Origin of the sequence: Rhodococcus sp. PBTS 1 (genome assembly GCF_001620025.1) — a bacterium.
Lineage (GTDB): Bacteria > Actinomycetota > Actinomycetes > Mycobacteriales > Mycobacteriaceae > Rhodococcoides > Rhodococcoides kroppenstedtii.
In genome coordinates this window covers 4020575-4041012 of sequence record NZ_CP015219.1, presented here as the reverse complement: position 1 = coordinate 4041012, position 20438 = coordinate 4020575, and the positions used below count along the sequence as shown (strand labels likewise).

General features: G+C 71.5%; 18 protein-coding genes. 13 read left to right on the top strand and 5 right to left on the bottom strand.

The annotated features are described in order from the left end of the window. Positions 1 to 45: 45 nt before the first annotated feature. Together A3Q40_RS18565 and A3Q40_RS18560 are read left to right on the top strand one after the other, a co-directional pair. The gene (locus tag A3Q40_RS18565; RefSeq protein WP_068104448.1) at positions 46 to 465 is read left to right on the top strand and encodes an SdpI family protein; all 420 of its coding nucleotides are present in this window, start codon (positions 46 to 48) and stop codon (positions 463 to 465) included. A 19-nt stretch (positions 466 to 484) separates the two neighbouring features. Continuing rightward, positions 485 to 1462, top strand: a complete 978-nt coding sequence (locus A3Q40_RS18560; RefSeq protein WP_235606363.1) for a bile acid:sodium symporter family protein — start codon at positions 485 to 487, stop codon at positions 1460 to 1462. Here A3Q40_RS18560 and A3Q40_RS18555 read toward each other — a convergent pair. Further along, positions 1437 to 1883: a hypothetical protein gene (locus A3Q40_RS18555; protein WP_068104446.1), complete on the bottom strand. Its 447-nt coding sequence runs from the start codon at positions 1881 to 1883 to the stop codon at positions 1437 to 1439. The two genes, A3Q40_RS18560 and A3Q40_RS18555, sit on opposite strands and share 26 nt — an antisense overlap. 53 nt (positions 1884 to 1936) lie before the next feature. After that, positions 1937 to 2830 (bottom strand): glucose 1-dehydrogenase, encoded by an 894-nt coding sequence (locus tag A3Q40_RS18550; RefSeq protein WP_068104444.1) that lies wholly within the window; start codon positions 2828 to 2830, stop codon positions 1937 to 1939. A gap of 152 nt (positions 2831 to 2982) precedes the next feature. On the opposite strand from A3Q40_RS18550, the gene A3Q40_RS18545 reads away from it, so the two are divergent. Then, positions 2983 to 3606 carry a UdgX family uracil-DNA binding protein gene (locus tag A3Q40_RS18545; RefSeq protein ID WP_068104442.1) on the top strand — a complete coding sequence of 208 codons (624 nt, stop codon included), beginning with the start codon at positions 2983 to 2985 and terminating at the stop codon, positions 3604 to 3606. 37 nt (positions 3607 to 3643) lie between these two features. Further along, positions 3644 to 5017, top strand: coding sequence for a glutamate decarboxylase (locus A3Q40_RS18540; RefSeq protein ID WP_157889675.1), 1374 nt, complete (start codon positions 3644 to 3646; stop codon positions 5015 to 5017). Between the two features lie 32 nt (positions 5018 to 5049). Here the strand turns inward: A3Q40_RS18540 and A3Q40_RS18535 are convergent, their stop codons facing one another. Continuing rightward, entirely contained in the window at positions 5050 to 5655 is a 606-nt protein-coding gene (locus tag A3Q40_RS18535; protein ID WP_068104438.1) for a YqgE/AlgH family protein, read from the bottom strand. Between the two features lie 53 nt (positions 5656 to 5708). On the opposite strand from A3Q40_RS18535, the gene A3Q40_RS18530 reads away from it, so the two are divergent. Continuing rightward, positions 5709 to 7103 (top strand): MFS transporter, encoded by a 1395-nt coding sequence (locus tag A3Q40_RS18530; protein ID WP_069972991.1) that lies wholly within the window; start codon positions 5709 to 5711, stop codon positions 7101 to 7103. Here the strand turns inward: A3Q40_RS18530 and A3Q40_RS18525 are convergent. Then, on the bottom strand, positions 7000 to 8466 hold the full coding sequence (locus A3Q40_RS18525) for a CCA tRNA nucleotidyltransferase (RefSeq protein WP_068104437.1): 1467 nt from the start codon (positions 8464 to 8466) through the stop codon (positions 7000 to 7002). The genes A3Q40_RS18530 and A3Q40_RS18525 overlap by 104 nt on opposite strands. Before the next feature lie 87 nt (positions 8467 to 8553). Here A3Q40_RS18525 and A3Q40_RS18520 point away from each other — a divergent pair, with 87 nt between their 5' ends. The 8 genes from A3Q40_RS18520 (at position 8554) to A3Q40_RS18485 (ending at position 19654) form a co-directional block, all read left to right on the top strand. Continuing rightward, positions 8554 to 9144 (top strand): NUDIX hydrolase, encoded by a 591-nt coding sequence (locus A3Q40_RS18520; RefSeq protein WP_068104435.1) that lies wholly within the window; start codon positions 8554 to 8556, stop codon positions 9142 to 9144. After that, a complete protein-coding gene (locus A3Q40_RS18515; protein ID WP_068104433.1) occupies positions 9141 to 11525 on the top strand; it encodes a DUF6049 family protein in 2385 nt (794 codons plus the stop codon). Before A3Q40_RS18520 ends, A3Q40_RS18515 begins: the two co-directional genes overlap by 4 nt. Positions 11526 to 11532: 7 nt before the next feature. Next, positions 11533 to 15315, top strand: coding sequence for a murein biosynthesis integral membrane protein MurJ (locus A3Q40_RS18510; RefSeq protein WP_068104432.1), 3783 nt, complete (start codon positions 11533 to 11535; stop codon positions 15313 to 15315). A 90-nt stretch (positions 15316 to 15405) separates the two neighbouring features. Beyond that, on the top strand, positions 15406 to 16089 hold the full coding sequence (sigM, locus tag A3Q40_RS18505; protein WP_069972990.1) for an RNA polymerase sigma factor SigM: 684 nt from the start codon (positions 15406 to 15408) through the stop codon (positions 16087 to 16089). Beyond that, positions 16086 to 16760, top strand: coding sequence for a hypothetical protein (locus A3Q40_RS18500; RefSeq protein ID WP_068104430.1), 675 nt, complete (start codon positions 16086 to 16088; stop codon positions 16758 to 16760). The genes sigM and A3Q40_RS18500 overlap by 4 nt, the downstream gene beginning before the upstream one ends. 108 nt (positions 16761 to 16868) lie before the next feature. Further along, entirely contained in the window at positions 16869 to 17858 is a 990-nt protein-coding gene (gene trxB, locus A3Q40_RS18495; protein WP_068104426.1) for a thioredoxin-disulfide reductase, read from the top strand. A 49-nt stretch (positions 17859 to 17907) separates the two neighbouring features. Continuing rightward, on the top strand, positions 17908 to 18240 hold the full coding sequence (gene trxA / locus A3Q40_RS18490) for a thioredoxin (protein WP_068106661.1): 333 nt from the start codon (positions 17908 to 17910) through the stop codon (positions 18238 to 18240). Between the two features lie 223 nt (positions 18241 to 18463). Next, complete coding sequence (locus A3Q40_RS18485; protein ID WP_068104424.1) at positions 18464 to 19654, top strand: N-acetylmuramoyl-L-alanine amidase; 1191 nt, start codon at positions 18464 to 18466, stop codon at positions 19652 to 19654. A gap of 7 nt (positions 19655 to 19661) precedes the next feature. Here A3Q40_RS18485 and A3Q40_RS18480 read toward each other — a convergent pair whose 3' ends face one another. After that, positions 19662 to 20378, bottom strand: a complete 717-nt coding sequence (locus tag A3Q40_RS18480; RefSeq protein ID WP_068104422.1) for a hypothetical protein — start codon at positions 20376 to 20378, stop codon at positions 19662 to 19664. Positions 20379 to 20438: the final 60 nt, after the last annotated feature.

Genomic DNA, 20438 nt, shown 5'->3' with positions numbered 1-20438 from the left:
GGGCCGTGATCGGCCCGGTCACCGACGGACCGTAAACTGGGGGTCGTGATCGTCGTGTCCGTGATTCTGTTCGTCCTGCTCCTGGCCGCCGCCGTCGCTCTCGGCGTGGTCGCGGCCCTCGGGCTGCGCGGGCGCCTGCGTCGCAACGCTCTGGTCGGCGTGCGCACCGAGGCGAGCATGGCCAGCGACGAGTCCTTCGCCCTCGCCAACAAGGTGGCGGCGCCCACCACCGCGGCCGCCGCCGTGATGCTGCTGCTCGGCGCGGTCGCCGCGATCGCACCTGGTGGTCTGTTCGGCGTGATCGCCGCCGCCGTCACCACGGCGGCCGCACTCGTCTCCGCCGCGTACGGCGGCACCATGGGCACCCGCGCCGCAGCCGCCGCCGCGCCCGCACCCGACGAGCAGGGCGGCTGCGGCCATTCCTGCATCTCCTGCAGCCTCAAGGACGCCTGCAAGCCCGCCTGACGTGGGGGTGCTGCGGCGCGTGGCCGCTGCTCTGGACGGCTTCGTCCTCGCGATCTTCGGCGTCGCGATCCTCGCGACCCTGCTGCCGGCGTCGGGCACCGCGTCCGACGTCCTGCACGCCGTCACCGTCGCCGCGATCGCGCTGCTCTTCTTTCTCTACGGCACCAGGCTCTCCCCGCGCGACGCCCTCGACGGGCTGACGCACTGGCGGCTGCACGCCGTCGTCCTCGGGTGCACGTACCTGCTGTTCCCGCTGCTCGGACTCGTCCTGCGGGTGCTCACGCCGACCGTCCTCACCGACGAGCTGTACACCGGCATGCTCTACCTGTGCCTGGTCCCGTCGACCATCCAGTCGTCGATCGCCTTCACCTCGATCGCCCGCGGCAACGTGGCCGGCGCCGTCGTCAGCGCGTCGGTGTCCAACCTGCTGGGCGTCGTCGTCACGCCGCTCCTGGTCGTCCTGCTGGTGACGACGACGGGTGAGGCGAGCGTCGACGCCTCTGCGATCGGCGACATCCTCCTCCAACTGCTGGTCCCGTTCCTCCTCGGCCAACTCGCCCGCCGACGCATCGCGGGGTGGGTACAGCGGCACGCGTCGGCCACCAAGCTCGTCGACCGCGGGTCGATTCTGCTGGTCGTCTACGCCGCGTTCAGCGTCTCCCGCGTGCAGGGCGTGTGGTCGGTGCTCTCGCCGTGGCGCATCGCCGCGGTGGTGGCGGTGTGCAGCGTCCTGCTCGCGGTGGTGCTGGGGGCGACCGTACTGATCGGGCGGCTGTGTCGCTTCGACCGCGCCGACCGCATCGTGGTGCTGTTCTGCGGCTCCAAGAAGTCGCTGGCCAGCGGGCTGCCGATCGCCTCGGTGCTGTTCGCCGGACAACCCGTCGGCATCATCGTGCTGCCGCTGCTGATCTTCCACCAGATCCAACTGGTGGTGTGCGCCGTGCTGGCCGCGCGGTACGAACGGCAGGCGATCAGGGACGCCGCATCGACTTCCTGATCTCCTCGAGCCGCGCCTTGCCGGCCCGCTCGCGCTCGGCGAACTTCTCGGCCTCCGTGCGGCCGGCGGCGCTCTCGGCGTCCAGCTCGGCCGCACCCATCGCGGAGCCCGATCGTCCCTCGACCCGCTCGCGCACCCCGTCCCAGGTGGGGACGCCGTTCGCGGTCCAGGTCGATCCTTCCACCGCGCCCGGCGCGGCGAGGCCGGATTCGGTGACGCCCACTCCGACCGGCGGGCCCACCGGGTCGTCGACGATCTCCGCGTCGACGGTGACGCCGGGTTCCGGACTCGCGAGCAGAGACGACGCCGCCTCCCGCACCGCGGCCAGCGCGGGGCGAGAGGCGGTGAGCGCCACCACCGTCTCGAGCACCTCGCGGTCGGAGGGCGTGGAGTCGGTGGGCGTGGTGGCGTCGTCGGTCATGGCATCGAGGGTAGGCGTGGAGTGCTACGGCGTCGGCCCGCCGACGCCCGATGTCACGGCGTCGGCATACCGCCGTTGACGTTGAGGGTGTCACCGGTGACGTAGCTCGACTCGGCGGACGAGAGGTAGACGTAGGCGGCGGCCAGCTCGGCCGGCTGACCCGCGCGGCCCAGCGGCGTCTCCTGTCCGAACTCCGGCAGCGCCGAGGTCGGCTGTCCGCCCGACGCCTGCAGCGGAGTCCAGAACGGCCCCGGCGCAACGACGTTCACGCGAATGCCGCGAGGCGCGAGCTGCTGGGCGAGCGCCTTGCTCATGGTGTTGATGGCCATCTTGGTGGTCGCGTAGTCCACGAGTCCCGGCGACGGCGTGTAGGCCTGGATCGAGCTGGTGGTGACGATGGTCGAGCCGGCCGGCATGTGCGGCACGGCCTCCTGGACGATCCAGAACAACGAGTAGACGTTGGTCTTGAACGTGGCGTCGAACTGCTCCGGGGTGAGGTCCTCGAGCTTCTCGACGTACTGCTGCTTGCCCGCGACGGCGACGAGCAGGTCGATGCCACCGAAGGCGTCGACGGTGGTGCGGACGAGGCCGCGGGTGGCCTGCTCGTCGGTGAGGTCGGCGGGGGCGAGGACGGCGGTCCGGCCTGCCTCGCGGACCAGGTCGGCGACCTCCTGTGCGTCCTGCTCCTCGGACGGGAGGTAGTTGAGGACGACGTCGGCGCCTTCACGGGCGACGGCGATGGCGACGGCACGCCCGATGCCGGAGTCGGCACCGGTGATCAACGCCTTGCGGCCGGTCAGCCGGCCGGTGCCGCGGTAGGACCGTTCGCCGTGGTCGGCACGGGGCTCGAGATCGGCGGCGAGGCCGGGCGGGTCCTGATGCTGCTCCGGGAACCCCTCCTGCCGGTACTGCGTCACGGGGTCGGTGAAGGTGTACTGATCGGTCACGGCAATGCTCCAACCGGGGGGTGGTGGGCGGAATCGGAACGGAGGCGACGGGTGGTTTCCATCGGGTCGTTGCTGCCGCATGCCCGGCCGGTCCCGGTGGCAAACGCCGCCCTCGGGGTGTGGCGATCGGCACTCCGGGTACTCGCCGAACCATGGCGAAGTTCCCCGGCGCGGCCACGTTCGTGCCCGACACCCTCGATCTGGACGATCTCGCGATGTCGGCGCGGGAGTGCCGGGGGTGCGATCTGTGGGAGCCGGCCGAGCACGTGGTGTTCGGCGCGGGTTCGGCAGGCGCGCGCATGATGCTCGTCGGCGAACAGCCCGGTGACCAGGAGGACCGGCGGGCCGCACCTTTCGTCGGACCCGCCGGCATCCTGCTGAATCGCGCTCTGGCGCAGGCGGACATCGACCGGGAGGTCACCTACGTGACCAATGCGGTGAAGCACTTCAAGTTCACGCGGGGGTCGGGCCCGCGGCGCATTCACCAGAAGCCGCTGCGCTCGGAGGTCACGGCGTGCCACCCGTGGTTGCAGGCGGAACTGCGCGCCGTCGACCCCGAGGTGGTGGTCCTGCTGGGTGCCACGGCGGCACAGGCCCTGATGGGCCCGTCGTTCCGGATCGGGGCGAGCCGCGGCGAGATCCTGGCGCTCGGGGACGCGAAAGCCGTCGCCACCGTGCATCCGTCGGCCGTCCTGCGGACCGACGACGCCGAGCGCGACGCGGCGTTCGACGGCTTGGTCGCCGACCTCCGCGTGGCGGCCGGCCTCCTGACGTGACCCACGCGCCGTCCCGATTCGCAGTAGCGTGGCGAGGGTGACGGACACGCACCCCGACGGAACCATCGCGCCTGCGTACACGGGCCGCCTGGCGAACGATCCCGTTCCGGCCCTTCGGCTTCCCACCGACCGCACAGATCCCGACGCGGTCTACCGCTTCGTGCACGACGAGTTGATGCTCGACGGCAGTTCGCGGTTGAACCTGGCGACGTTCGTCACCACGTACATGGAACCGCAGGCCGAGAAGCTCATGGCCGAGACGTTCGACAAGAACATGATCGACAAGGACGAGTACCCGGCGACGGCCGCGATCGAGCAGCGCTGCGTCAACATGGTGGCCGATCTGTGGAACGCGCCGAACCTCGACGCGACCGATCCGTCGAGCGCGACCGGGGTGTCCACGATCGGATCGTCCGAGGCCGTGATGCTCGCCGGGCTGGCGCTGAAGTGGCAGTGGCGCGCTCGGCGTCAGGACGCCGGAGACGACGCGACCCGACCGAACCTGGTGCTGGGCACCAACGTTCAGGTGGTCTGGGAGAAGTTCTGCCGGTACTTCGACGTGGAGCCGAAGTACCTCGACATGGAACCGGGTCGGTACGTCATCACTCCCGACCAGGTCCGAGACGCCGTGGACGAGAACACCATCGGCGTCGTCGCCATCCTCGGCACCACCTTCACCGGTGAGCTCGAGGCGGTCAGGGAGATCACGGAGGCGCTCGACGACGTGGCCGCGGCGGGCGGTCCGGACGTACCCGTGCACGTCGACGCCGCCAGCGGCGGATTCGTCGTCCCGTTCCTCGACCCCGATCTGCTGTGGGACTTCCGGCTGCCGCGGGTCAAGTCGATCAACGCCAGCGGCCACAAGTACGGATTGACCTATCCCGGACTGGGTTTCGTGGTCTGGCGCGAATCGCAGGACCTTCCCGACGACCTGGTGTTCCACGTGAACTACCTCGGTGGGGACATGCCGACCTTCACCCTCAACTTCTCGCGTCCCGGCAACCAGGTGGTGGGTCAGTACTTCAACTTCCTCCGCCTCGGACGCCGCGGATACACCGACGTCATGGCCTCGCTCCGCGCGACGGCCACCCGCGTCGCCGGCCGGCTGGCCGCCTCGGACACGTTCGACGTCATCGGCGACGGCGTGGCCCTCCCGGTGGTCGCCTTCGCCCTGCGGGGCGACCCGGGCTTCACGGTGTTCGACATCTCCCACGAGCTGCGGGCGCGCGGCTGGCAGGTCCCGGCCTACACGATGCCCGCTCGCGCGGAGGATGTCTCGGTGCTGAGAATCGTGGTGCGCGAGGGCTTCTCGGCGGATCTGGCCCGACAACTGTGCGACGCGATCGACGAGGTGGTGACATCTCTGCGGGGCCGCGACGGTCACTCGCACGCCCGCGCGTTCGCCCACTGACCGGCGTGCGTTCCGGCGCAGGGGCCGGTGAGTCAGTTCGTGGACGTGTCCAGGGGGTGCGTGGCCAGCATGGCGAGCGGCATCGGTTGCCGGCGCAGCACCCGCGCCCACAGGTCGACCCGGCCGGACCCGACGACATCCGTCGGCAACGCGGAGACGACCATCCAGTCGTCACGCTCCAGTTCGCCCTCGAGTTGGCCGAGCGTCCACCCCGAGTAACCCGCGAAGATGCGCATGCCGTCGATCGACGACGCGACGACGGACGGGTCGGAATCCAGGTCCACCATCACCACCCGACCGTCGACACGGCGCAACCCCGGCACGTTCTCCGTGGAGACCCCCGGACGCAGGGTCGCCAGACACAGCGCGGAATCACGCTTGACCGGACCCCCGACGTGCAGGGCCTTCGGCGCGCTGGTCAGCGGTGCCCACTGCGGGAGGACGTCGTGCACCGCCGTGTCGCTCGGACGGTTCAGGACCACGCCGAGACTGCCGGCGTCGTTGTGTTCGATCACGTACACGACCGTGCGTCGGAACGTCGGTTCGACCAGTTCCGTGGACGAGATCAGCAAGCTTCCGGGCCGCACGGCGTGGTCGGGCGTCGCCGTCCGGTCCTCCGGGTCCTCTGCGTGTGCCACCGTCTCATCATGGCACCGGTGATCGCCCCGCGCCGCGAGACCGGGCAGGGCGAATGAGCGTGATCGCGGCCACCGTGCGAGCGGTCGTGCGCGACCCCGACGCACGCCGCCTCGCGCTCGTCCGACTGGCGACGCAGTTCGGTGACGGCATGGTGCAGGCGGCGCTGGGCGGAGTCGTGCTCTTCGACCCCGCGCGGGCCGCCGACCCCCTGACGATCGCCGCCGGCTTCGCCGTCCTGTTGCTGCCGTACTCACTGGTGGGGCCCGTCGCCGGCGTCGCGTTGGATCGCCTGGACCGCCGCGGCGTACTGATCGGGGCCGGACTGGCCAAGACCGCGCTGATCGTGCTGGCGACGGTGTTGTTGCTGGTGGACGCGTCGACCGCGGCCGTCCTGGTGACCGCCCTCGTCCTCGTCGGGATCAGCCGCTTCGTCCTCGCGGGGATGTCGGCCGCGCTGCCGCGGGTCGTCGCGACGGACGCGTTGGTCCCGACCAACTCCGCGCTGGTCACCCTGGGCGCGGTGACCGCGGCCGCCGGGGCCGCCGTCGCCACCACGGTCCTCGCCCTCGCCGGTCCGACGGGTGTTCCGGCCGCCGTCGCGACCGGGGTGTCCGCTCTCGGCGCCGTCGTCGCCGCCCTTCTCGCCCGGCGGTTCCCGGCCGGTCGTCTCGGTCCGGCCGGGAATCGCACCGCCGAGCGCGGCGACGCCGGGGGCATCGTCGGCGTCGGACGCGGCGTCGCGACGGGTCTGCGCACCGTCGTCGCGACGCCGACCGTGCGCTCGGCGCTGCTCGGCGTCGGCGCCCACCGCGTCGTCTTCGGGATCGACACCGTCGTGACGATCCTGGTGCTCCGCGACGCGGCGACCACCGAGGACGCGACCGTGCTGCCGGTGGGCATCGCGGGATTCGGCCTGGCCGTCACCGCGACCGCGGCGGGACTGTTCGTCGCCGCCCTCACCACTCCGATCCTGCGCCCCCGCCTGGGGGCCCGCCGGCTGACGGCCTCGGCGTTGATTCTTGCCGCCGTCGTCCAGGGAACCCTGGTGATCACGCTGGAGCCCGACCTGCTCGTCGTCGCCGCGTTCGTCCTCGGCGTGGCCGGCCAGACCGTCAAGCTCAGCGCCGACGCGGCCCTGCAGACCGACGTCGACGATCGCCGCCGAGGCCGCGTGTTCGCCCTGCAGGACACCGTGTTCAACGCCGCGTTCGTCGCGGCGGTGGCCGCCGTGGCCGTCGCGTTCGGCCCGGTGAGTACCGCGTCCGGCGCCGTGGCGCTCGTCGCCGTGGGAGTCGGCGCGGCGCTCTACCTCGTCGCCGCCGTGATCGTCGCGAGCTCGCCCGTCACTCGGCCTGCTCCGCCGATCGACGAGAGTTCCACCACGTCACCAACTCTCGCTCCGCCTCGTCGCGGTCCAGCGGACCCCGATCCAGACGGAGCTCTTTGAGGAACCGCCAGGCCCGGCCCACCTCGGGACCCGCCGGGATGTCGAGCAGCTCCATGATCGCGTTGCCGTCGAGGTCCGGACGCACCCGCGCCAGGTCCTCCTGCGCAGCCAGCCGGTCGATCCGCGCCTCGAGGTCGTCGTAGGTCGCCTGCAGGGCCGCCGCGCGACGCTTGTTGCGCGTCGTGCAGTCGGCCCGCACCAACTTGTGCAGGCGGGGGAGCAGATCACCGGCGTCGGTCACGTAGCGCCGCACCGCCGAATCCGTCCACTGACCCTTGCCGTACCCGTGGAAGCGCAGATGCAGGAAGACCAGCTGGGCGATGTCGTCCGTCGCCTTCTTCGGGTACTTCAGTGCACGCAACCGACGGCGCACCATCTTGGCGCCCACCACCTCGTGGTGGTGGAAACTGACCCCGCCGCCCGGCTCGTTGCGCTTGGTGTCCGGCTTGCCGATGTCGTGCAGCAACGCCGCCCACCGCAGGATCGGATCGGGGTCGCCCTCCTCGAGGTCGATCGCCTGCTGCAGCACCGTCAGCGAGTGCCAGTACACGTCCTTGTGCTGGTGGTGCTCGTCGATCTCGAGCTTCATCGCCGGCACCTCGGGGATGATGCGCTGCGCGATTCCCGTGTCGCACAACGCTTCCACCCCGTCGACGGCGTGCTCGCCGAGGATCAGCTTGTCCAGTTCCGCGGTGATGCGCTCGACGGTGATCCGATCGATCTGCTCGGCCATCTCGCGCACCGCCGTCCGCACCCGCGGCATCAGGGTGAAGCCCAGCTGGGACACGAAGCGCGCCGCCCGCAGCATCCGCAGCGGATCGTCGGCGAACGAGACCTCGGGCTCGGTGGGCGTGTCCAACACCCCCTCGAGCAGTGCGTCGAACCCGCCCAGCGGATCGACCAGGTCGCCCGGCCCGTCGCCGTCGACCCGTACGGCCATCGCGTTCACCGTGAAGTCGCGCCGCACCAGATCCTCGGCGAGGGTCGACCCGTACCGCACCACCGGATTGCGCGAGACGCGGTCGTACGCGTCGCTGCGGAACGTCGTGATCTCGATCTGCCGCCCGTTCCGCACCGCGCTCACGGTGCCGAACTCGATGCCGGTGTCCCACTGATGGTCCGCCCACCCCGCCAGGAGAGCCTGCGTGTGCTCCGGCAGGGCGTTGGTGGTGAAGTCCAGATCCGTGTTCAGCCGACCGAGCAGCGCGTCGCGCACACTCCCGCCGACGAGGAACAACTCGTACCCGGCCGTCGCGAACAGCGCGCCCAACGGCCGCAGAATGTCGTCGTGCGCCCGAAGCGCCACGGCACCCGACGCCAGCAGACGCGCACGCCTCTCGGGATCCGGAACGGAAGTGGACACGTCGCAACACCCTACCGACGTCCCCCCACCACCCGACCGGGGCGACGAACACGGGAGACACGCCGATCGGCAACTAGTATCGATCGGGTGTCCGGTCCCGAACGAGCCAAGCGAACCCGTCGCGGTGTGCGACGGCGTGGGCGCGGCGACGCGACCGGACGGACCGGCGATCGGCCCGCCCTGCGCACCGTGCGCGAGACGTCGGCCGGCGGGCTCGTGGTCGACGGTCTCGGCGGGCCGCGAGAGCGCCTCTGCGCTGCGCTGATCGGCCGCACCGACCGGCGCGGACGTCTTCTGTGGTCGCTGCCCAAGGGCCACATCGAACGCGGCGAGACCCCCGAGCAGACCGCCGAACGCGAGGTCGCGGAGGAGACCGGTATCAACGGGACCGTGCTCGCCCCGCTCGGGAGCATCGACTACTGGTTCGTCACCGAGGGTCGACGGGTGCACAAGACCGTGCACCACTACCTCCTACGCTTCACCGGAGGCCAACTGTCCGACGAGGACGTCGAAGTCACCGAGGTCGCCTGGGTCCCGCTCGCCGAGCTCCACACGCGGCTCGCGTACGCCGACGAGCGCAAGCTCGCCGAGCGTGCCGGGGACATGATCGATCGGATGGCCGCGGACCCCGCCGGCTTCACCCTCCCGGCCGACGGCCGCGGCATCGCCGAAGCATGAGGCCCGCCGCCACCCGCCTTCTCGCCCTGCTCCTGGCCCTCGTCGCCACGCTGGCCGCGGTCGGCCTCACCGTCGCGGTGGGCCCCGCGGCCGCGCAACCGACCACGCCCCCCGACACCTCCGTCGACGGCACGTTCCTCCGTATCTCCGTCGACGAGGTCACCCCCACCACGGTCACCACCACCTCACCGCCCGAGGTCACCGTCCGCGGCACCGTCACCAACGTCGGCGACCGGCCCGTCTCCGACATCGGCGTCCGCCTGCAACGCGCCCCGGCCGTGCGGACCGACGCGGGCCTGCGCTCGGCGCTCGCCGACGACCAAGACGTCTTCGACACCGTCGGGAACTTCGACGAACTCGCCGACGGTGAACCCCTGGCGCAGGGGCAGGACCTGCCGTTCACGCTGTCGCTTCCGCTCCGCGCGGCCGACGGCACCCTCTCGCTCGGCATCGACCGCCCCGGCATCTATCCGATGCTGGTCAACGTCAACGGCACCCCCGACTACGGCCAGCAGGCCCGGCTCGACGACGCCACGTTCCTGCTGCCCGTCGCCGGCCTCCCGCGCGACACCACGGTGCCCGACCTCGCGGCACCGACGGGCGTTCCGCTGCCCCCCGACACCGGTCGCCCCGTCGCCGCGACCGTCCTGTGGCCCCTCGCCGACCGGCCCCGACTCGCGGCGGGACTGCCCGGCACCGTCGACGAGAAGGTGCGCCTGATCGACGACGACTTGGCGACGTCTCTCGACACCGGCGGACGACTCGACGGTCTGCTCACCGCGCTCGAGTTCGCGATCCAACCCTCGGTCGACCCGGACGGTGCCCTCGCCGCGTCCACGTGCGTCGCCGTCGACCCCGACCTGCTGGTGACCGTCGCGGCGATGACCCGCGGCTACCTCGTCGTCGACGCCGCCGACCCGACGGGACCGGCCCGCGACGGGACGGGCACCGACGCCGCCGTCGCCTGGCTCGATCGTCTGCGCGCGCTGGTCGCGGATCGGTGCGTCGTCGCCGTGCCGTTCGCGCAGGCCGACCTCTCGGCCGTCGCCGCGACGGGGGACGCCGCCCTGGCACAGGCCGCCGTCGCGTCCCCGCCGGACGTCGTCGATTCGCTGCTCGGGGTCTCGTCGCGACGCGACGTCGTGTGGCCCGCGGCCGGGACCGTCGACACCGCCGCGGCGGACATGGTCGCCGCGACCCCCGCGTCGGCGCCCGGAGCCACCGACTCGGGACGGTCGTTGCTGCTCGCGCGGTCCGCCGTCGACGTCGTGGACGCCGGCACCTCGCCGGACACCGTTCTGCTCGCCGGTACGGCAGCGTCCGACCGGGCCGTGCTGTTCGGCGACGAGGTGAGCAGCGCCCTCGCCGGCGTCGGCGCCGACCCCGTCACCCCTGCGTTCACGCCCGACGCCCAGCGGCTCGACCTGACGGCGGACTCCCGCACGGCGCGACTGCAGGACGCGCTGGGTGCGCTGCAGTACGAGGCACTGCTCCCCTCCGGTGCGCCCGGCACGACGCCGCGGCTCGACCGCGGGCCGCGCTCGCTCGTGGTGGTCCCGCCGCAGACGTGGACCCCGGACCGGGAGGAGGCCTCGGCCGTCCTCGGCACGGTGGCCGGACTGCTGCGCAGCGGCCTCGCGACCCCCCGGCCCCTGGCGGATCTCCTGGGGGTGACCCCACCCGCCGAGCCCGCGACGCTGGTGTCGCCATCGGACGGGGTACCGGACGCCAGTCTCGTGGACACCGCCCGTGAGCAGGGCGGACGTATCACCGCGCTGCAGTCGGCGCTCGTGCAGGACCCCCGCTCGTCGCTCACCCCGGCCCTGTTCGCCGCGCCCCTGCGGGAGGATCTGCTGCGCGCTCTCGGTACGGCCGGTCGCGGCGGCACCGACCCGGCCGCCGTCGAGGACGCCGCGCGAGTCCGCGCCGCAGCTGTGGTCGCCGGAATCGACCGTGCTTACGGGGCGGTGACGATCCTCGCCCCCGGCGGCGTCTTCACCCTCGCGTCGGAGGCCAGCCCGCTGCTGCTGGTCGCGCGGAACGACCTCCCCATCGGCATCGCGGTGAACCTGACGGTCGACGCCCCGCAGGCCATGGAGGTCGAGGACATCGGCCCGCAACAACTGCCGCCTCGCGGCAGCCGCTCGCTCCAGGTGCCGGCGCGGGTCAGCGATTCGCGCAAGATGGTCGTCGAGTTCTCGCTCAGCACGAGCGACGGAGTCGAGCTGGGGCAACCGGCCGAGGTGACCGTTCGGTCCAATGCGTACGGTCGTGCCTTGGCTCTGATCACAGTCGGAGCCGGGATACTGCTGGTGTTGCTGGTGGGACGTCGCCTGTGGCATCGGTTCCGCGGGCAACCCGACCCCGCCGACGAACAGTGAGGACGCGATGAGCGGGACCACGTCCGCCGAGACGAGCGCCGCAGACCAGGGCGCCGCGGACACGCGTGCCGTGGAGAGGGGCGGCGGCTCCCGACTGCTGTCCGCGACCGGCGCGATCGCGTTCGCGACGCTCTGCAGCCGGATCACCGGCTTCGTCAAACAGCTGCTCCTGGTGACCGTCCTCGGCGTCACCGTGGCCAGCTCGTACACCGTCGCCAGTCTGATCCCCAACATGATCGCCGAGCTGGTGCTGGGCGCGGTGCTGACCGCGATCGTGGTGCCGGTCCTCGTCCGCGCGGAGGCCGAGGACGCGGACGGCGGACGCGCGTTCGTCCGCCGCCTGTTCACGGCAGCACTGACCATGCTGGTGATCGCCGCCGTCCTGGCGACGGCCGCCGCGCCGCTGCTCACGCGCTACGTCTTCCTCTCGGACGACGGCCAGGTGAACACGGCCCTCACCACCGCCCTGCTGTTCCTGCTGCTGCCCGCGATCCTGTTCTACGGGCTGTCGGCGCTGTTCACGGCGATCCTCAACACCCGCCAGAACTTCAAGCCCGGGGCGTGGGCGCCGGTGCTCAACAACCTCGTGGTCCTCGCCGTCCTGGTCGTGTACCTGCTGATGCCGGGGGAGATCTCGCTCGACCCGGTGCGAATCAGCGACCCCAAACTGCTCGTCCTCGGGTTCGGTATCACCCTCGGCGTCGTGGTGCAGGCGACCAGCCTGATCCCGGCGCTGCGCCGCAACCGGATCGATCTCCGTCCGCTGTGGGGTCTGGACGATCGGCTGCGGCGCTTCGGCGGCATGGCCGTCGCGATCGTGCTCTACGTGGTGATCAGCCAGATCGGCATGGTCGTCGCCACCCGCATCTCCTCGCACGTCGACCCCGCTGGGCCCGTCATCTACAACCAGGCCTGGATCCTCCTGCAGCTGCCCTACGGCGTCCTCGGCGTCACCGTGCTCACCGCGATCATGCCGCGACTGAGCCGCAACGCCGCCGCTCGCGACGTCCCCGCCGTCGTCGACGACCTGTCCGTCGCCACCCGCCTGACCATGCTGGCCCTCGTTCCGGTGATCGGTTTTCTCACCGTCGCCGGACCGCAGGTCGGCGAAGCGCTGTACGGCTACGGCAACTTCGGCAGCGCCGACGCCGCCCGGCTCGGCGAGGCCGTCAGCTGGTCCGCCTTCACGCTCGTGCCGTACTCCCTGGTCCTCATCCACCTGCGGGTGTTCTACGCGCGCGAGCAGGCGTGGACCCCCACGTGGATCGTGCTCGGCATCACCGCCGTCAAGGTCGGCCTCTCCGCCTTGGCGCCGCTCGTCGCGTCGTCGGATCGGTCCGTGGTGCTGCTGCTCGGTGCGGCCAACGGCCTCGGGTACCTGACCGGCGCGATCATCGGGTGGATGCTCCTGCGCCGCACCCTCGGCGACCTGCGTCTCGACGGCGTCCGGCGCACCGTCGTCGTCACCGCGCTCGCCACGGCCGCCGGCATGCTCACCGTGGTGCTGGCCGACACCCTCCTCGGCCTCGATCGCCTCACCGGGCCGGCCGCGTTGCTCCGCGTGCTCTTCGACGGCGCCGTGATGCTGCTGGTCACCGGTCTGTGTCTCGTGCGGGCACGGATCCCCGAGATCGACGCCGTGATCGTCGCCGTGCGACGGCGCCTCGGGCGCGCAGCACCGGCGCCCCCGGCGGATGCGCAGATGTTCGCCGAGACCGAGCTCATCCCCGCGATTGGCAGCCCCGATCTCCCGCCGGTCGGTCGACCGACCGGCGGGTTCGGTCCGGCGCCCCGGGGCGGACCGCTCCCGTACCCTGTGGGTCGTGAGGCCCCCGGGACGGCCGGTGACCGAGGTTCGGTCCGACGGGTGCAGAACGTGCCCCCGGACGAATCCCTCACCACGATTCTCCCGGTGGTCCCCACCGGTTCCACCAGACGTGACGAAGGAGTGTCCGTGACCGACGACGAGGCGACCCGCGGTCAGGCGACCCGGGACGACGGCCCCGCCCGGCCCGACAGCGGCGTGAAGACCGACCGCACGGACGACGCCCCGACCACCGTCGATGCCGCATCCCCGTCGCCGGACGACGACGACGCCGCCGCCACCGACTCGGGTCCGGCCGTGTCGGGGGGAGCAGTATCGGGGGGAGATGCGACCGGTGCGGCCGACGAGGCCGAGACGACCGAGACCCCGCTCGATGCGGCCACGACGGGCGTCCCCGGAGCCGGATCCCCGCCGCTCCCGCCCGCCGTAACTCCGGCCGACGCGCCGCGAGCCCCGCTGCGCGGACCCAAGCTGGTGCCGGGTGCGTCCGTCGCGGGCGGTCGCTACCGTCTGCTCGCGCCCCACGGCGGCGCCCGCGGTCTGAAGTTCTGGCAGGCCCACGACGTCAAACTCGACCGCGAGGTGGCACTCACCTTCGTCGACTCCGAACAACGCGCCGACGGCGGTGCGGACGACACCCGCGGCGACGGCCCGCAGGCCGTCCTGTCCCGCACCCTACGACTGGGCCGGATCTCCTCGCCGGGTCTCGCCCGCGTGCTCGACGTGGTGCGTGGCAGCTCCGGCGGCATCGTCGTCGCCGAATGGACCCGGGGACGATCGCTGCGCGAGATGGCCGACACCACGCCGTCGCCGCTCGGCGCGGCCAACGCCATCAAATCCCTCGCCGCGGCCGCCGAGCAGGCCCACCGCAGCGGCGGTGCCCTGTCCATCGACCATCCCGACCGAGTGCGGATCAGCGTCAAGGGCGACGCGGTGCTGGCGTTCCCGGCGACGTTCGCCGACGCCGATCCCAGCTCCGACGTCCGCGGCCTGGGTGCCATGCTGTACGCGCTGGTGACCGCCCGATGGCCGCTCGGCGATCCGCGCGAGACCGGATCGGTCGGCGGCATGGCGTTGGCCGACCGCACCGCCGCGGGCGCGCCCGTCGACCCGCGCGAGATCCGCTCCGACATTCCGTTCGAGGTGTCCGCCGTCGCCGTGCGTGCCCTCGAGCAGAACAGCGGCATCCGTACGGCCGCCACGGTGCAGCACATCCTGGGCCAGGCGGCCGTCGTCAACGAGAAGACGGACTACATCCCGGCGCTGCGCCTGGGCCAGCGGCCGCCGGGTGCGACGGGGCACGCCCTCGCCGATCCCGACGAGCCGGACCCGAAGTCCAACCGGACCTTGATCGTGTTGGCCGGGCTCGGTGCGCTCACGGTCCTGGTCCTCGGGCTCGTGGGCTGGTGGCTCGCGAACCTGCTCGCCGGCGGCGGGACGGACGAGCCGCTGACCGAGCAGAACTTCGGCCTGACCACCTCCGCGGTCGCGCCCGCGGATCCGGGCGCACCGGCGGCGCCCGCGGCGCCCACCCCGGTGGCCATTTCCTCGGTGGAGGTGTTCTCACCGCAGGGCACCGCGGACAGTCCCGCGACCGTCGACAACGTGCTCGACAACGATCCGGCGACCGTCTGGCAGACGGACTCCTACTTCAACCCGTTCCCGTCGCTCAAGAGCGGTGTCGGCATCCTGGCCACGCTCGACGGCGACGTCACCCCCGCCTCGGTGTCGATCGACTCGCCCTCGCCGGGCACGGTCGTGGAGATTCGGAGTGCGTCGTCGGCCTCACCGACGCTGGACGACACCCAGGTGATCGGACAGGCCACGCTGGGTAACGGCCGGACCGACATCGCCGTCACGCCGGACGGGCCCACGGAGTACCTGCTCGTGTGGATCACGGACCTCAGCACGCAGGGTGGCCGCAACCAGAGCTCGATCGCCGACATCACCGTCACCGCGGGCTGACCGGTCGGCGCCGCGTCGTGCGCGGTCACAAGCAAATCGTCGTACCGCCAGGACGGTTCGGTTCTCGGCTAGTCTCCGCGCGTGCGACTCATGGGGGGAGTCGCCGGGGGTGACGCCACGGACGGCGAGCTGCTGGCGGCGCATATCGCGGGGGACAGGACGGCGTTCGCCGTCCTGGTCCGCCGACACCAGGATCACCTGTGGCTGACGGCGCGGCGGGCGAGCTACTCCGCCGAGGACGCCGCCGACGCCTTACAGGACGCGTTGCTCAGCGCCCATAGGACCGCCCACTCGTTCCGGGCCGACGCCGCCGTCCGCAGCTGGCTCCACCGCATCGTGGTCAATGCCTGCCTCGATCGGATCCGACGTAATCGGGTCCGACCCACCGTCCCGCTGGACGACGACGTGCGCGAACCGCGGGATCCGTCCGATCACTACGCCGATCTGGACCTGTCGATGGTGGTCGAGCGAGCTCTCTTCACCCTCCCACCCGACCAGCGAGCCGCGATCGTCGCCGTCGACATGGAGGGCTACTCCGTCGCGGATGCCGCCGCCGCGCTGGGGGTGCCGCCGGGGACGATCAAGAGCCGCTGCGCCCGCGGGCGACAGAAGCTCGCCGAGGTGCTCCGCACGGTGCGGACGGACGACGGTACGGGCCAGGATCCGCGCGCCGCTGCTGTCTCGGATTCCGGGACTCTCTCCCCCGCACGTCCCGGATCGACTCGTCCGTCGGCGGGAACCGAATCCGGCGGTGGTGCGTCCAATAGGGCATGACCAGTGACGGCGAGCGGCTCGGCGAGCCGGCGGAGCACTCCGCACCCGGGCGTGACGAGCTCGCCGACCTGCACGCCGGCGCCCTCTCCGACGCCGACGTCGCGCACCTGCGCCCGCGCCTCCTGGCCTCCCGGGAGAGCAGGGAGTACCTGCAGAGCCTGGACGAGGTGCAGCGCCTCCTGCGCGAGCGCGGTGGTGACCTCGCCGCCACTGCACCGATTCCGCCCGGGGTGGAGGCGCGAGTGCACGCGGCGCTCGCCGCCGCACCCATCCCCAGCTTCCCGCGTCGCCACGCGATCGGTGCCGCCGCGGCCGCCGTGGCCCTCGTGATCGGCGTCGGTGCCCTGCTCACGTGGTGGCCACGATCCGGCCCCGCGCCGACGACGGTAGCCGCGCCCGAGTCCGTCACCCGCGCCGACGTGGCAACGCTGATCGGTCGGCGTGACGACGGGCCGCTCGCCGACCCGTCGGCCCTCGCGGCGTGTCTCGCCGCCAACGAGGTCGCCGCCGACACCCGGGTTCTGGGGTCCGGCCCGATCTCGCTCGACGGACGGGACGCGACGCTGTTGGTGCTACCGGGCGGGGCTCCGGGTGCGCTGGTCGCGCTCGCCGTCGGACCCCGCTGCGGACCCGGATTCCCCGACACCGTCGCGCGGGCCGACATCGGCTGACCGGGGAACAATCACCGCTGACCTAGTGTTGAGGCGATCACGGGCGGTACACCGCGTGTTCTGCCGACCGCGTCCTCGTACGCGACACTCTCACCACGGAAGGCGAAGATGACGACTTCGGACATCCACGACCTGATCATCGTCGGGTCCGGCCCGGCCGGCTACACCGCGGCGGTCTACGCGGCCCGAGCGGAGCTGAAGCCGCTGGTGTTCGAGGGCACCCAGTTCGGTGGCGCTCTCATGACCACCACCGAGGTGGAGAACTTCCCCGGCTTCCGCGACGGCATCATGGGCCCGGACCTCATGGAGCAGATGCGTGAGCAGGCTCAGCGCTTCGGAGCCGACATCCGGACCGAGGACGTCGAGGCCCTCGACCTGACCGGCGACGTCAAGACCGTCACCGTCGACGGCACGGTGTACTCCGCTCGCGCGGTCATCCTCGCGATGGGTGCCGCCGCCCGCTACCTCGGCGTTCCCGGTGAGCAGGAACTGCTCGGCCGCGGTGTGTCCGCGTGCGCCACCTGCGACGGCTTCTTCTTCCGCGATCAGGACATCGCCGTCATCGGCGGCGGCGACTCCGCGATGGAGGAGGCGACGTTCCTCACGCGGTTCGCGCGCTCGGTCACCATCGTGCACCGCCGCGAGGAGTTCCGCGCCTCCCGCATCATGCTCGAGCGGGCCAAGAGCAACGAGAAGATCTCCTTCGTCACCAACGCCGAGGTGCTCGAGATGCAGGGCGACACCGGCATCACCGGGCTGAAGATCAAGGACACCGTCACCGGCGAGGAGCGCGTGCTCGACGTGACCGGGATCTTCGTCGCCATCGGCCACGACCCCCGTTCCGAGCTCGTCCGCGGACAGGTCGACCTCGACGACGATGGCTACGTGCGGGTTCAGGCCCCCACCACGGCCACGTCGATCGACGGCGTCTTCGCTGCGGGTGACCTGGTGGACCACGTCTACCAGCAGGCGATCACCGCCGCCGGGACCGGCTGCTCGGCGTCCATCGACGCCGAGCGGTGGCTCGCCGAGCAGGGCGAGATCACCGAGAACACGGTCGAGAACGCCGACCGTGACGTCGACGCCGTGAGCGTCTAGTCCCACCCCTTCCTCACCCCGCACACCCGACCCCTCGATGGAGAAGCGCATGTCCGACACCAACACCGTCACCATCAGCGACGACACCTTCGGCTCCGAGGTCCTGCAGAGCGAGAAGCCCGTGCTCGTGGACTTCTGGGCCACCTGGTGCGGCCCGTGCAAGATGGTCGCCCCGGTCCTCGACGAGATCGCCGGTGAGCACGGTGACAAGCTGACCGTCGCCAAGCTGGACATCGACGCCAACCCGAAGGCCGCGCGGGACTTCAAGGTCATGTCGATCCCGACCATGATCCTGTTCAAGGGCGGCGAGCCCGTGAAGACCATCGTCGGTGCCAAGGGCAAGGCCGCGCTCCTGCGCGACCTCGAGGACGTCCTGTCCTGACTGCTCGTTCTGCTTCGTCGACGACGCCCGGTGTGCGCGACACGCCGGGCGTCGTGCCCTAGGTGCCGCCGACGATTGTCGGACGCGCATCATCGTCTGAGACAATCGGACGGTTGCACACGACGGACGGTGTCCGCGTCCGGTGGACACCGGAGAGAGTGCAGAGTCCGGTTCACACCGGAGGTGTGAGAGTCCGGTGGACACGAGGAAAGGGTCGAACAGCATGAAACCACTCCGTCACGGCGATCATGGCCCGGCCGTCGCGGAGATCAGGGACATTCTGAGCACCCTCGGTTTCCTGGCTCCCGTCGACGCGGCACATGCGCAGGCCGGCGCGGCGTGGACCGAACCCGACGTCACCTTCGACGTGCGGCTGGACGAGGCCGTGCGGGCGTTCCAGCAGCAGCGCGGCCTGCTGGTGACTGGTGAGGTGGACACCGCCACCTACCGCTCCATCAAGGAAGCGTCCTTCCGGCTCGGCGCGCGCACGCTGATCTACCAGCTCGCCGCACCGCTCTACGGCGACGACGTCGCCACCCTGCAGCGCCGCCTGCAGGACCTCGGCTTCTACGACGGCCGTGTCGACGGGTACTTCGGCGCGCAGACCCACGAGAGCCTGTCGTCGTTCCAGGAAGAGATCGGGCTGTCGGCCGACGGCATCTGCGGGCCGGCCACCTTGCGGGCGCTGGAACTGCTGGGACCGCGCGTCACGGGCGGCTCACCGCACGCCATCTCCGAGGAGGAGCTGGTGCGCAGCTCCGGACCTCAGCTCACGGGCAAGCGCATCGTCATCGATCCGGGCCTGGGCGGCGACCACACCGGCGCCGTGGTCACCACCGCCGACGGAACGACCACCGAGGAGGCCATCCTCTGGGATCTGGCCGGTCGGCTCGAGGGCCGGATGGCCGCCACCGGGATGGAGACCTACCTCTCCCGGGCGCGGGGCACGGATCCGAGCATCGCGCAGCGCGCCGAGACGGCCAACTCCATCGGCGCGGATCTCATGATCTCGCTGCGCTGCAGCACTCACACCAGCCCCGTGGCGGAGGGTGTCGCGAGCTTCCACTTCGGCAACTCCCACGGCTCGGCCTCGCTCATCGGTCAGGTTCTCACCGGGTACATCCAGCGTGAGATCGTGGCGCGAACCTCGTTGCAGGACTGCCGTTCTCACGGACGCACATGGGACCTGCTGCGCTTGACCAACATGCCGACGGTCCAGCTGGACCTCGGTTATCTCACCAACGACCACGACGTCGCGGTGCTCACCGACCCACGCCAGCGCGACATCCTCGCCGAGGCAATTCTGGTGGCGGTGAAGCGGCTCTACCTGCTCGGTCAGGACGATCAGCCGACCGGCACGTTTACCTTCGCGGAGCTGCTGGCCTACGAGTTGGCCGCGGCCGAGCGCGCCTGAGCGGCGGTCACCGCACGCCGACGGCCACGCGGGCGTCCTGCTCCACCACCGTGATGGCGGCGGCCTCGAGCAGACGGTCGAGCGCTGCTTCCACGTCTTCCTTCCACCCGTGGTCCCGGTCGAGCTCGAGCCGTAGCCGGGGGTAGCGGTGGTGCGGGGCGATCACCTCGAACCCGTACTTCTCGAGGTAGCCCGCGTCGGTCATGCACGTGGCCGGACCACACGGCGTGACGGATCGGCCGTCGGGTGACGCGACCGCGTCGTCCTCGGTACGCCGCAGCCCGAAGGACTCGAGCGCGCGAACACCGCGGTTGATCAGATCGCGGACCACGGCACCGAGCAACGCCTCCCGCACATCGTCGGCGTGGCCGGCGTCGTCGATCGGCGGGGTGGAGAGGGACGTCAGGAGCACGGCGTCCGGACTGACCGGTGCGGTGGGGAAGTGGGTGACCCGAGGGACCGAGTCCGGCGGCGCGTAGAGCGCACACCCGAGCGCATCCGACGACGCCGGGACCGCCGAGTCGGTGCCGCCGGTGGCCACCTGTCCGCACGGTCCCCACTGCAGCATCAGCATGGACAGCCATGCTTCCTTCTCGAACTCTGGATCGAGCGAGTCGACCGACACGTCGGCCGTCGGATCCATCGTCCAGAAGGCGCACCGCCGATCGTGCGCCGGAAGCGCATCGAACCCGCCGAGCGTGAGTGTGGAAACGACGATGGACACGCGTGGACTCACCCTCCGTACCCCGACGCGCGGAGCCGACGGGCTCCGCACCGATGTGAC